Source organism: Microcoleus sp. AR_TQ3_B6 (assembly GCF_036702785.1).
GTDB lineage: Bacteria > Cyanobacteriota > Cyanobacteriia > Cyanobacteriales > Microcoleaceae > Microcoleus.
In genome coordinates this window covers 42450-54953 of sequence record NZ_JAUBVJ010000055.1, presented here as the reverse complement: position 1 = coordinate 54953, position 12504 = coordinate 42450, and the positions used below count along the sequence as shown (strand labels likewise).

The following is a 12504-nucleotide window of genomic DNA, read 5'->3' as shown; positions in this document are numbered from 1 at the left end:
TTTTGTTGAAATTTTTACCTGATTAGTCTTACTATATCTAGATATGTAAAGTTTTGTATCAAGGTTCAACATTTCTGGCTGAAAAGCTATATAAAAAGTCTAGAGGAGTGGAAGCTGACCTGTGTAAGACAATATATCGGTATGTTGAACAACTGACCAAAAAACCACTCAATACCCTAAAAAATTGGCGGGATATTCCTCAATGGTTAGAACAAAATGGATACAAAATACAGGTATTTGATGCCGTTGATGGTAAGAAGGCGATCGCATCCTCTCCTTCAGATGATTTAGTTGATATTGAACTTGTCTCTGACTTATTGGTAAAAAAAACCTGGAAAAAATCCTCTTTTTCTGATCGAAATTTTCCACCAGAGTATTTGACTGCCGAGGAATTGGTAAGCTCTCAACAGGGTTGTCAGCAACTCGTCGTTCACATAACTGAACCACGCTGGCGAAAAGTATTTTTGCAGGCTTCTAAGATGTTGTCCGCAACAGATAGCTTATTGCAACTAATGAAGCAACAAGTTGATATGCTCATGATTACTGATAAAAAACTCCAGGAATTTCTCAGGTGGGTAAGTAAGAAATCGAATTCAGTTAATGTTTCTTACAAACCAGCAGCCGTTCGTCTTTTTTACCTTACCCGCGCTCGCGCTATTGCTATCGCCAGTGACCCAGATTGTGCTGGCAGCGCTATTGGTAGCCTTATTGAGGTTACTACCACTAACACTATTGCCACTGGCTTAGATATTGATATCAACACCAAAACTGACATAGATATTGCTATCGACTATATAAGTGCTCTTGCTATTAGTAGAACAATTGCTACTAATACAGCGATTAATAATAATATTAATCCTAATCTTATTCTCAATGCTATCACTAGAACTCTCGACGATTTCCTCAAAGAAAATACTAATTCTGAGTTTAATGAAACAATTGAACAATTGAAAAATTCCTTACCTGTTTCAAATAGAGATATATTTAGGGAATGGTGGCTAAATAATGGTTTAGAGTGGACTAAAAACTTAAGAGATGTGATAATTCAGTATCGTGATATCGGTCAGGACTGGCAGTTCACAGAATCGCAAAAAGAATTGCTTGTTCAGTATTATCAGGCTAGTAAATTTTTGATGGAATGCCTAAACAGTGGTTGTAACGTCTCACCTGAAGTCCGATCGCACATCGAAGACAACCTATTTTTACCCCTTAATTCCTCGCTCCCCTAGAAAAAACAGGGGAAAAGATGCTCAAGCTGACGGGGTTGTCACTCCGTCAGAGCCAAGTCTCAATTTCCCCATGCCCGATGCCCGATGCCCCATTCCCAATTCCTACATTTCCTGCATCAGCCGCAAATAATTCTGCCGCATCTGCGTCATATTTTCCATCATTCTATTAGCCATATCTTTCTCAACATCGCTCATTTGCTGCCAAAATAAAGCCGATCGCCTCGCCAGAATTGCTTCTTCCCACAGCATCTCCAAAAGTTGCGCCGCCATTGGGTTTTCAGCATCGATAATCCCGCACAATTGCTCGAAAGCCCGGTTGGCTTCGGTGTGAGTGCTAACATCCTGAACCAGGCTGAGGCATTTTTTGAGTTGTACGATCGGGTTTTCAGTAGAGTAAGCCATAATTTCACTAAGATAAGCGACAAAATTTACACAGATACCTTTGACATTACTAGAGTTGTGACACAGCCTTAGAGTTCCCTACATACCAGCGCCAAGACAAATCAATTCCTTGAGAAATCCCGATCCGCGTAGTTTGCACAAAATTTATTGTACCCTCCTCCACAGCTTGCTGAAAGTGTTCGCTCCGGTGTTCCAACCGCAGCGGTTGACCGGAACCCAAGGGAAAACCGCTTAAAGTTCGATCGATTTCCAGCACCTTACACAGTTTCCCAGGCCCGGCGGCGAGGCGCGATCGCTTCTTCTCGGGAATTCCAGCGAATTCTTTGGGAGGCGCATCTAACTGCAAAGCTCGAATCAGCACAGCACTAGCAACACCCTCTGCATCCGTCACCACGTTAAAACAGTGATACATCCCGTAGATTAAGTAAACGTAGCTCATACCTGCTGGCCCGAACATCACCTCATTGCGAAGAGTTCGCTGCCGGTAAGCGTGACAAGCCGGGTCTCCAGGGCCGTAAGCTTCGGTTTCGACAATAATTCCCCGAATCGTCTCGCCATCAGGAAACTGCCGCACCAGACTACAGCCCAGCAAATCCGGCGCTACGCTGGTAGATGGCCGCGCCAGCCAAAAAGATTCTACAATTTGAGTATTTCCACTCACTCAACAACAGCAGGTAAATTATGGACGTTAAGTTAGTTTTAGCAGTCTTGACAGCAGTTTTCACCGTTTGCTGTCTGTTCTTCGGTACAAAAAACGGATTCTACGATACTGACAAGTATCACGGCAACGGTTCTGCTCACTAATTTTAGGCAGCAGTTAGTTGCTCAAAAAACCGCTGTCTGTCTCTCAGGCGGCGGTTTTGTTTCGATTTATACAGTATTTGCTACTCTGACTAAGGATGAATTTTGCCATCTGGCATTTTAGTTTCCTGCAAGCTAGCATTCTCCAAGCCAGCGCATCCCGGCAGATTGAAACGCATTGTGGCTCCGCGATCGGTTGCTTTCATGTTGAAACCAACTACTGCATTTTCTGGGTTATTCTTTTCGGGAACGGCACCGACATTAAAATCCATATTTGCTCCTTGTTCATTAGCCTCAAGGTTGAAAGTAATGCCGCTACAGCCCAAATCAGCTCCGGTCAGGTTGGCTCTATTTAAATTAGCATTTTTTAGGTTAGCATTTGCCAATTTGGCTCCAGACAAATTAGCACCTTCGAGGTTCGCGCCCTGCAAGTTAAATCCTTGTAAGTCAAGTCCCTTCATGTTGGCATTGCTGAAATTGCATTCTGGACATTGCTTTGTTTCCAGTAACTGCTTGAGTTGGTTTTGTTGAGTTGACGCAGGCATATACTTGACCGCAGTAAATATAACTGCGATCGACAAAGCAGCAGTAAGTAAATTTTTAAATTTCATAAAAATTCTGAAAAGCTTTCGTAGCTTTGTTTTGCGGTTAATATCTTGCTACAGTAGGGCGATCGGTCTCTCCAGAATTTCCCCAAAAATTTGCCCAGATTGCGGAATTTACTTTTACCCGCCCGGGTGCAGCGTGCATATACCTGCGGGCTGACTTAAAAAAAATTCTATTTATATCCCTAGAAGGAGGAAATCTTATAAAAATTGGATAATAATTGAATAGAAAAGCAATACCGTACCTGCGCTGTTGTAAGTTCTCAGCAACTATTTGTGTTGTCAAAATGGTTTGAGAAATTAATTGACTATCAAAACTGTTGGCAGCAGCTCAGGTTCCTCAACCCTGCCAAAACACACCACACCTCCAATCCCAATGAACTCGGAGCGGCAATGAATAAAGTCTACCCCGAACCCAAAAGATCGCGCTTCATGGCAATGCTGCTGACAACGCTGCTTACCTTTCCCTTTGTCAGTGCTTGCGGTTCTAGCCAGCAAAGTTCGCCTCCCCCGCCTCCTGTTGACAATACCCGCGCTGGAGGAGTGCAAACTAATCGCGCCTCGACTCCTTCGCCACAAGCGAAAAAAGGACTGAACACTGCTCAAAAAGTAGGGATAACTTTAGTAGGAGCAGCGGCCCTTTACTACATCTACAATCAGCACAAAAATAAACAAGAAAAGGGGCCGCAGGGAAAACATTACCTTTCCAAAAACGGTCGCGTTTACTACCGCGATGCCCAGAATCGCGCGGTTTGGGTAACGCCCCCGCCTGAAGGAATTAAAGTTCCGGAGTCCGAGGCAGCGCGTTACCGCGAATTCCAGGGTTACAACAACCAAAAAACCGGTCGAGAGCTTACTGGCTTGCCGGAAGCTACAAGTCCTGTTCCCGCACAGTAGGGTAACCACTTGAGATTTTAGATTGCCGCTGCCGTGATTTTGAATTAAATCTGGGATTCCCAATCTAAAATAGCCATTTTTCAACACATAAAAAAGAGGAACTTTATCATGGTAGACGGATTTTTGCGGAATATAAAAGATGCGATCCTCGGAGACGGCGAGCAAGTCGATGCTGACGGCAATTACGAAGATGCCTCAAATCCCGGACAGTACGGCAACGTGCGTCCGGCCAGCGAAGATCCCTACGGCGACCCGGCAGACTACGGACAGTTCGGCAACCTGACTCCAGCCAGCGAAGACCCCTACGGCGACCCGGCGGATCAGTACGGAGAGTACGGCAACCTGACTCCGGCGAGCGAAGACCCCTACGGCGACCCGGCCGACTACGGAGAGTACGGCAACCTGACTCCGGCGAGCGAAGACCCCTACGGCGACCCGGCCGATGAGGAAGGGTTTAGTTAAGTCAGTTGGCTAGAAAATTTACCTGGTAAGCAACAAGCACCCCTGCGGGGGTGTTTTTTTTTCTGGAGGACTAGCAGCAGAAGGAGAAAACTGCAAAGATGGTATAGAGAAATCTATCACCATGTTTTGCAACAAATGCTGAAACAGGTTGATGCTGCTTTTGGGCGCTTTTTCCGAGGATTGGGCAAATATCCGAAAACAAAGCGGCAGTCCCTCGAAAACAGGATAAAATTACGCCCGAGGAGCCTGTTGGAAGACAGGGAAAATCATCCGCGTTGGTGGGTGAGCCTGGGAACCCTAAGATAGTTCCAGCAATTGGAGTTATTTGAGTGCAGGGGAGTTTGAGCGATCGACTCTCGGCCTTTACGGCCCTCAATTGAAATCGGGTGTGTCTGACCAAGTTGCGATCGCCCACAACTGAGGCATTTTCTCAAAAACGGAGAGGGTGGGATTTGAACCCACGGTGACATCACTGCCACACTCGATTTCAAGTCGAGCGCATTCGACCACTCTGCCACCTCTCCGGGCGCATACATTAATTTATCATACCAGCAATTGTCTCTAACTACAAATAGCTGCCGATTCAGCGCCCCGATAAAGAATTTGTTCTAAGGCCACTGCGAAATCCTCCCCCAGCCAAACCAGAGACACTTCCGACACAGCTCCATTTTCCAGCAGGACGATCGAGAAATTCCGCAGTTTCGAGCACTCTCTCTCGACAATTCGCGGTACGCTGGCGGCATTCAAATAAACTGTACCCTCCGCACTCACCTCCAGGGACTTCCGCAACTCATGCTTTTTGTGCCGCAGTTTGTGGTGCATATGACCAAAAGTTACCAGAGGTATGTGCTTTCCCGAACTCCGAGTTCGATCGATCGCCTCGGCAAAATCTGGGTCGCCCCAATCCCCTCCCAGCGGCTTCCAATCTCGCCCGCAGGGGTCTTCAGGAGCCTCTCCCAACCCCGTCGGGCCGGTGTGACCCAAAAAAATCACATTTTCGCAGTCCGCCTGAGCCGCAGCCCCTGCAATGCGCTGCGCCGACTCCTCAAAACTTTCTACCCCAAACCACTCCGAGTAAAAATCCCCGTACTTCCACTCCGAACCCCCCCAAGTAAACGGGCGGCTTCCCACGACTGTTACGCCCAATTCTGGAAAATCCCGTTTCCCGTAACCGACGTGAGCTTCTCCCATTAAATCTAACTGCTGCTGTACCCAATTTTCTTGAGTGCGATCGTAAGGGCACTGACTGCGGCCCCACTCGGTCGCCGTGTACCAAGCGTCGTGGTTCCCAAACACCGCTGCTTTCGGAATGTCCAATTGGGCGATCGCCCGCACCACCTCCACCGACTCATTGCCAAAATCCCCCACAAACAGCACCAAATCAACGCCCAGATGCTTCAAGGCCTCGCCGTCTTCAGGTTCCCAGCTATCGTGAACATCCCCCACCACCGCAATTTTGATAGATTTAGCTTTGTTCATTTCATTTGTTATGTGCGATCGATCCCTAGCCCCTTCTTATTATCAGCATAAGAAACAGCGACCAATTTTTGCACACTCCCCCAGCCAATTTTAGATTTGAGATTTGAGATTTTAGATGGGAGCCACGGAACAGCCAGCACTTTTTGGTAAATTCAACTATAATTCAAAATACACTTTAGCTGTCTTCGCCACCTTCCCCGGAATATTCTAACTGTGTTTACCACCGCACCAGCTCCCTACTTTACTCAAACCCGACTGCCCGACGACTTGTTTGCAGCAATTAACGCCCTCAAACAAGAGTTGAACGCCGTCATTCTCGCCCACTATTACCAAGACTCCGAGATTCAAGACATCGCAGACTTCATTGGCGACTCCCTAGAACTTGCCCGCAAAGCCGCCAACACCAGCGCCGATGTCATAGTGTTTGCCGGAGTTCATTTCATGGCTGAAACCGCAAAAATTCTCAATCCCGACAAATTAGTATTGTTGCCAGACTTAAATGCTGGGTGTTCCCTCGCCGACAGTTGCCCTCCCGAAGCCTTTGCAGCTTTCAAAGCCGCTCGACCAGGACATTTGGTAATTTCCTACATTAATTGTACCGCCGCCATTAAGGCAATGAGCGATATAATTTGCACCAGTTCTAACGCTGTTAAAATTGTCAACCAAATTCCCGAAAATCAGCCGATAATTTTTGGGCCAGACCGCAATCTCGGCCGCTACGTCATGGAACAAACCGGTAGAAACATGGAAATCTGGCAAGGAGCCTGCATCGTCCACGAAAACTTCTCAGAAAAAAAGATAGTTCAACTCAAAATCGAAAATCCCGAAGCCGAAATAATTGCCCACCCAGAATGCGAACCTCCCGTGCTGCGCCATGCTAATTACATCGGCTCTACCACCGCTTTGCTCAAATATTCTCAAGCCTGTTCTAGCCAAGCTTTTATTGTCGCGACTGAACCGGGAATCATTCACCAAATGCAAAAGCAAACTCCGCACAAACGCTTTATCCCCGCTCCCTCAACCAATAATAACTGCGCTTGCAACGAATGCCCGCACATGAGATTAAATACCTTGGAAAAATTGTATCTCTCCCTAAAAAATCAAACCCCTGAAATTACCATGCCCCTAGATATTCAACTAGCAGCCTTGCAGCCCATCCAGCGCATGCTAGAAATGAGTTAACCCCTGGCTATTTTTAAGTAAATACATTGTATGCTGGGTTGGGCGCGACGATTAAAATCAGTCATCGCCTAACCCACCAACATCGATCGGCAATCCGCGAATCAGTAGTCAACTCTTTCTCTTCTCGAACTCTGCGGTTCCTTCCTTTAAAACTCCTGAACGATAAAAGATGCGCGAAAAACTGATTGTTTTCACCCGCTATCCAGAACCGGGAACAACCAAAACTCGACTAATTCCGGTGCTTGGAAAAACAGGCGCTGCCAACCTTCACCGCTTGATGGCACAACGGACGATCGCCTGCGCTCTCTCTCTCCAAAAATCCCGCCAATTATCGGTAGAAATTCACCGAGCCGGCGGCAGCCAACAACTGATGGAAGAGTGGTTGGGAAATGATATTATTTTTCAAAATCAAAGAGACGGCGATTTGGGCGCAAGAATGACAGCAGCGTTTCAAAACTCTTTTAATTCAGGGGTTGATAAAACAGCAATTATCGGGACTGATTGCCCTGGTTTGAAAGCAGAAATCATGGCACAAGCTTTTGAGGAACTGAGCCAGCACGATTTAGTTTTGGGCCCGGCAAAAGACGGAGGTTATTATCTGATCGGGCTGCGGCGATCGATACCGGAATTGTTTGGTGGCATTGACTGGGGAACCAGTGAAGTATTTGCCTGTACGCGGGCGATCGCCCAAAAGCTAGACCTCAATATTGCTTATCTTCCCACTCTTGCAGATATCGATCGACCCGAAGACCTCCTCGGTTTAGATATTAATATATTGAAATAACTAAATTATATTTAAGCTCTTTAAAACATTAGAAATTGTCATATTTAATTAGATAAAACTACTTGATTGTGAAACCAGAAGGTCATAATATAGTAATTGTATTTGTCTAACCAAATGCTGAATCTCAGTAGCAGTTAGACAGCGCTTGGGACAATAGTCCCAGGCGCGAGAAAAAACCAAAAATTAGCAAATAAATTAGCAACTAACAGCTCAGCTTTGTAGGAAACCCGCTTTGCCAGATGAAAGCCCAATGTAGGCGCTCTCCCGGCGTAAAAAATGAGCAACTAAATGAGCAACTAACAGATAAGCTTTGTACAAAACTCGCCCTCCCACCTTAAGGCGCAATGTAGGCGCGCTCCCGGCGTAAAAAATTGGCTCTCATAACAGATAAGCTTTGTACAAAACCCGCCCTCTCTCACGGGGTACTTAATTCTGTATGCCGCCAGAAAATCCCAATCTCAAAATTTCTATTATCATTCCTGTCTTAAACGAAGCACCTACAATTGCCCGAGTCATCTCCACCGCCCTTGAGGCTAAAAATGTCGAAATAATTGTCGCCGACGGCGGCAGCAGCGACGGTACAGCAGATATAGCAAAATCTTTGGGCATCCGAGTTATCTCCGCCGCCCCAGGCCGCGCCACCCAAATGAATGCAGGTGCCGCCGCTGCTACTGGAGATATCCTACTGTTTCTCCACGCAGACACTCTTTTGCCTCGCGGGTACGACGATAGCGCGCGTCGGGCACTAGCTAACCCGTCTGCAGTAGCGGGGGCCTTTGAACTCAAGATTGACGCCCGCAGGCTCAGCCTCCGGCTGGTAGAAACAGGCGTAAAGTGGCGATCGAACTTTCTGCAAATGCCCTACGGCGACCAAGCCATTTTCCTCAAAGCAGCTACCTTTGACAAAATCGGCGGTTTTCCCGACTTGCCCCTGATGGAAGACTTTGAATTCGTGCGGCGGTTGAAAAAACAAGGAGCCATCGAAATAGTACCCCACCCAGTGCTGACATCCGTCCGCCGCTGGCAGCAGCTTGGGGTCATCAAAACCACCGCCATTAATCAAATAGTAATCATCGCTTATTTCTTAGGGGTGTCGCCCGATCGACTCGCTTTCTGGTATGAGGGACAAAAGAAAAATTCTTCCAAAAACTAAAGAATAGTGAACTTTTCTAAAGCTCGCTGCCAATTATGCAAATAGGAAACACCTCCCTGCGTAAAATATGACTTGAACGCCTCAACTTTTACGCACAGCGAGGAAAAAGAGAATATGGCCGATCCCAGAGATGCAGAGCTTATTAAACCCTTTAACGGCGACCCCTTCACGGGTCATCTAGCAACTCCCATCAGTGCTTCTGATTTCACAAAAGCATTCATTGGCAACTTGCCCGCCTACCGCAAAGGACTCTCGCCCCTAGTTCGAGGTCTAGAAATCGGTTTGGCACACGGTTATTTCCTCGTCGGCCCCGAAATCGTCTTCGGGCCCCTGCGGGATTATCCAGAAGCAGCTAATCTCGGCGGATTATATACAGCCCTCGTCTTAGTTCTGCTCGGCACACTAGGTATGTCTGCCTACGGTTTAGTCTCTTTCAAACAAGACAACACCAGCTACCCTAGCGCTAATCCGATGACACCCGATTCCCTCAGAAATGCTGAAGGGTGGAGCCAGTTAACCGCTGGTTTCTTCATTGGCGGGATGAGCGGCGTCTTTGCTGCTTACTTCTTACTCGAAAACTTTAAGGGCGTTGATGCCATTTTCCGGGGTTTAGTCAACAATTAGACTCCACTCCCCCATATCCCTGTTGGAACACACTAACTTTAGTTTGGAGAATTTGATATGACAGGTTCCTACGCTGCTTCTTTCTTGCCTTGGATTTTGATTCCGGTAATTACCTGGCTGATGCCGGTTGTGGTAATGGGTTTGTTGTTTATCTACATTGAAAGCGACGCCTGATCGTTACCCTTAAAGTAAGACCTAAGTTGGAAAGCCGAAGTAAGACAATTGACGAACAATTGCTCTGAAATTTCTAGATAAATCTAAGGAAAATCAGCAAAAATTGTTTTGAGATTGCTGGCGCTCAGAAAACTTAGTTTCTTTACCCCCATCTCCAGAATTTATCTGTAAAGCAATCTTTCAGTTTTCTTCCTTCAGAACTCGTAATTGCCAAAAAATCCTCTGCCTGCAGGCAGAGGATTTTTTTTACACAGAAGACAAATTATCTGCTCCGGGCACACAAATTGCCAAATTCTGAGCCACAATTGTTATGGAAACCTATCTAATGAGGAGACAGCGATGCAATTTTCCCCCGCACGCCGAATCTTAGCTCCATTCCTGATCTCGGTACTGCTGCTGGTGACTTCCTGCGGTCAAACTCAAGCCCCCTCCCGCTGGGACAAAGCCCAGCAGGAAAGTACCCAAAAACCTGGTAAAGCACAGCAGACAACTGCTGATAAATCAAATGCTAGTAATCAAAATCTGCCGAAAAAGGCAGTTGCAGGCGGTAAGTTAAATAAATACTTCCCGTCTTCGGGCGGTGGATTCGATCGCGTTTTTGCTCAAGAAAAATCCGGTTTTGCTGAAGCTAAGTTGAACAAAGACGGTAAAAATGTCGCCGTGCTATCGATTAACGACATCGCTGGCAACCCCAGCGCAGGTGCAAAATTCCAGCAAAGTACCAAGCAAATCAGTGGCTATCCCGCTATTAATCAGGGGGCGAATATCACTGCTGTTTTAGTGGCAAATCGCTATCAGGTGAAAGTTCAATCCCGCAATCCCTCTTTTACCGCCAGCGATCGCGAAGCTTGGCTGTCAAAATTTAACCTCGGCGGCCTCGCCCGCGTCAAGTAGCAATGTCTCTTGTCAAACTCCGCTCCCGACTCGAGTCGGGCGCTATCAAAACTAAGTTTGCCAGAAATAGAGTGTGAAGTTTTTGCCATCTGCCAAAAGTAATACTTTTGATTTTTGTTCCAGCATAAGGAGTTTTTTGTGAGCAAAACAGTCTTTGAATTAGTAGATCAACTGCCTCAAGACAACATGACTGTCAAAGCCCTGCGAGCGCTTGACTTTGTGGTTCCCGGCGAGTGGAACAATTTAGTTGGCTTTGAAAATACCATTCGCACCGTTACTGGCGAAACAGACGAAGATCTGATTCAGCAAATTGGCGATCGCGCCATCTACCTCTACAACGATAAATCTGAGGGCTACCAGCGCGCTCTCTGGCTCTACCAAACTATTGACAGTGCCGACAAGGCTTTGGGCACTGCCGCCCTCGCTAACAAAGTCTCCCAAAATGTGCCGTTTTTGTCCATGCTGGGCAATCTCACTCCCAAGCCGGAAAAAGCTCAAACGATCGACCTTTCTCTGAAGTTAGTCACTGAGTTGCTCGCTTTTTGCCAAATCAACGGCATTCCCGGCGACAGCATCGGCGATTTTGCCGCATCCTTGGCTGACTACGGCGGCGAATCCCTGATGCGGATGGCCGCTTTGGTTTGTTTTGACGGTTTGATTCCCCTGGGCCCAGACTTTATCATGGCAACTCAGTCTTGGATTCAGAGGCTCTCCCCGAACGATTTGCAAGAGAATTCGGTCTTTCAGTCGATCGGCGGCATGATTCCTGGGGGCTCTCCCGCTGGCCAGCTTGGCTTTATCGGCGAAAGCTTTAACTCGGTTTCTGGCTGGATGAGCTCTTTTGTGAGCGATCGAGGTTTGACTCCCCAAAACGTACTCGGCCACTTGCAGAATTTTGTAGACATTTCTGCAGACAAGGTGGACTACGTGGGCGCATTCCTCGATATGACTACCAACTACTACGAACACACCGGTGTTCAAACTCTCGCCCGCCGTTTGATTGAACGAGCTGTCGCTGAGATTTAGAATAATAATCGGAGTTGTGATGTTTGCCGACGATCGCCCTGACAGTGTTTTGAGTTCAAATTTTTTTTACTCGCAATTCTCTCAGGTTGGTTTAAAGGTAAAAAGTATGTGCGATCGAGTCGATCGCCCCCACCTGCACTCACAACTCCTTTTACCGATCACTTTTAACAGGAAGCGTTAATGTCAAAAGAACCGAAAAATCCTACCGCTGGCGAATCCGAAACTCCCAGTGCTTCGATCGAGCACGCCCCGAGTTCCGACGCACCCGAGACAACCGACTTGCCCAGCACTGACAAGCCCCAGGCGGCTGCTAAAAAGCCCCCAGCCAAGGCCGAAGGCGACAAGCCCCCAGCTAAAGCTAAAAAGGAAAAAGCACCTGCTGTTGAAGACAAGCCCTTTGCGGAATTTATTCAACAAGATTATTTACCCGCCTTGCAAGCTGCTTTGACTAAGCAGGGGGTTAAGGATTTAGAGGTGAATTTTGCCAAGCAAAAACTCCCGGTTGCGGGCATGAGTTCCGTCGGGGATTGCTGGCAGGTAATTGGTAAATTCCAAGAAGGTCAGCGCCAATTTAACCTATATTTTCCTCAAGAAAATATTCAAAGTCAAAGAGCATTTTCCTGCGCTGAAAATAATACCAAAACCAGCACTTTAGAGCCTTTTTTGATAGACGAGCGCAAGGTAACACTAGACTTGATGGTGTTTGGGGTAGTCCAGCGACTTAACGCTCAAAAATGGCTAAATCTTAATTAGTTATTAGTTATTAGTCATTAGTTGCTTGTACTTAGGCAC

At 46.9% G+C, this 12504-nt stretch carries 16 protein-coding genes and 1 tRNA gene; 12 read left to right on the top strand and 5 right to left on the bottom strand.

Annotated features, from left to right (window positions below; all coding sequences use genetic code 11):
* The first annotated feature begins 53 nt into the window (after positions 1-53).
* On the top strand, positions 54-1229 hold the full coding sequence (locus tag QUB56_RS23655; protein WP_332958557.1) for an NACHT C-terminal helical domain 2-containing protein: 1176 nt from the start codon (positions 54-56) through the stop codon (positions 1227-1229).
* A gap of 102 nt (positions 1230-1331) precedes the next feature.
* On the opposite strand, the gene QUB56_RS23650 is transcribed toward QUB56_RS23655, so the two are convergent.
* Together QUB56_RS23650 and QUB56_RS23645 are read right to left on the bottom strand one after the other, a co-directional pair.
* Complete coding sequence (locus QUB56_RS23650) at positions 1332-1631, bottom strand: hypothetical protein (RefSeq protein ID WP_332958556.1); 300 nt, start codon at positions 1629-1631, stop codon at positions 1332-1334.
* A gap of 49 nt (positions 1632-1680) precedes the next feature.
* Positions 1681-2292 carry a DNA-3-methyladenine glycosylase gene (locus QUB56_RS23645; protein ID WP_332958555.1) on the bottom strand — a complete coding sequence of 204 codons (612 nt, stop codon included), beginning with the start codon at positions 2290-2292 and terminating at the stop codon, positions 1681-1683.
* Positions 2293-2312: 20 nt separating this feature from the next.
* On the opposite strand from QUB56_RS23645, the gene QUB56_RS23640 reads away from it, so the two are divergent.
* Complete coding sequence (locus QUB56_RS23640; protein WP_006633228.1) at positions 2313-2435, top strand: hypothetical protein; 123 nt, start codon at positions 2313-2315, stop codon at positions 2433-2435.
* An 89-nt stretch (positions 2436-2524) separates the two neighbouring features.
* Here QUB56_RS23640 and QUB56_RS23635 read toward each other — a convergent pair whose 3' ends face one another.
* Entirely contained in the window at positions 2525-3043 is a 519-nt protein-coding gene (locus QUB56_RS23635; protein WP_332958554.1) for a pentapeptide repeat-containing protein, read from the bottom strand.
* A 387-nt stretch (positions 3044-3430) separates the two neighbouring features.
* Between QUB56_RS23635 and QUB56_RS23630 the strand changes: the two genes are divergently transcribed.
* Together QUB56_RS23630 and QUB56_RS23625 are read left to right on the top strand one after the other, a co-directional pair.
* On the top strand, positions 3431-3934 hold the full coding sequence (locus QUB56_RS23630; RefSeq protein WP_332958553.1) for a hypothetical protein: 504 nt from the start codon (positions 3431-3433) through the stop codon (positions 3932-3934).
* A gap of 108 nt (positions 3935-4042) precedes the next feature.
* Positions 4043-4396, top strand: a complete 354-nt coding sequence (locus QUB56_RS23625; RefSeq protein ID WP_332958552.1) for a translation initiation factor — start codon at positions 4043-4045, stop codon at positions 4394-4396.
* Between the two features lie 437 nt (positions 4397-4833).
* On the opposite strand, the gene QUB56_RS23620 is transcribed toward QUB56_RS23625, so the two are convergent.
* Positions 4834-4920 (bottom strand) — tRNA-Ser (locus QUB56_RS23620).
* A 37-nt stretch (positions 4921-4957) separates the two neighbouring features.
* Positions 4958-5875 (bottom strand): TIGR04168 family protein, encoded by a 918-nt coding sequence (locus tag QUB56_RS23615; protein WP_332958551.1) that lies wholly within the window; start codon positions 5873-5875, stop codon positions 4958-4960.
* A 213-nt stretch (positions 5876-6088) separates the two neighbouring features.
* Here QUB56_RS23615 and nadA point away from each other — a divergent pair, with 213 nt between their 5' ends.
* The 8 genes from nadA to QUB56_RS23575 all read left to right on the top strand — a co-directional run bounded on the left by nadA (position 6089) and on the right by QUB56_RS23575 (position 12465).
* Complete coding sequence (gene nadA, locus QUB56_RS23610) at positions 6089-7057, top strand: quinolinate synthase NadA (RefSeq protein ID WP_332958549.1); 969 nt, start codon at positions 6089-6091, stop codon at positions 7055-7057.
* Between the two features lie 169 nt (positions 7058-7226).
* Positions 7227-7841 carry a TIGR04282 family arsenosugar biosynthesis glycosyltransferase gene (locus tag QUB56_RS23605; RefSeq protein ID WP_332958548.1) on the top strand — a complete coding sequence of 205 codons (615 nt, stop codon included), beginning with the start codon at positions 7227-7229 and terminating at the stop codon, positions 7839-7841.
* A 436-nt stretch (positions 7842-8277) separates the two neighbouring features.
* Positions 8278-8994 carry a TIGR04283 family arsenosugar biosynthesis glycosyltransferase gene (locus tag QUB56_RS23600; protein ID WP_332958547.1) on the top strand — a complete coding sequence of 239 codons (717 nt, stop codon included), beginning with the start codon at positions 8278-8280 and terminating at the stop codon, positions 8992-8994.
* A gap of 114 nt (positions 8995-9108) precedes the next feature.
* Positions 9109-9618 carry a photosystem I reaction center protein subunit XI gene (locus tag QUB56_RS23595; protein ID WP_332958546.1) on the top strand — a complete coding sequence of 170 codons (510 nt, stop codon included), beginning with the start codon at positions 9109-9111 and terminating at the stop codon, positions 9616-9618.
* Positions 9619-9675: 57 nt separating this feature from the next.
* Positions 9676-9792, top strand: coding sequence for a photosystem I reaction center subunit VIII (locus tag QUB56_RS23590; RefSeq protein ID WP_015174678.1), 117 nt, complete (start codon positions 9676-9678; stop codon positions 9790-9792).
* A 339-nt stretch (positions 9793-10131) separates the two neighbouring features.
* Complete coding sequence (locus tag QUB56_RS23585; protein ID WP_332958545.1) at positions 10132-10686, top strand: hypothetical protein; 555 nt, start codon at positions 10132-10134, stop codon at positions 10684-10686.
* A gap of 138 nt (positions 10687-10824) precedes the next feature.
* Positions 10825-11712: a hypothetical protein gene (locus QUB56_RS23580; protein WP_332958544.1), complete on the top strand. Its 888-nt coding sequence runs from the start codon at positions 10825-10827 to the stop codon at positions 11710-11712.
* Between the two features lie 180 nt (positions 11713-11892).
* Positions 11893-12465 (top strand): DUF2996 domain-containing protein, encoded by a 573-nt coding sequence (locus QUB56_RS23575; protein WP_332958542.1) that lies wholly within the window; start codon positions 11893-11895, stop codon positions 12463-12465.
* Positions 12466-12504: the final 39 nt, after the last annotated feature.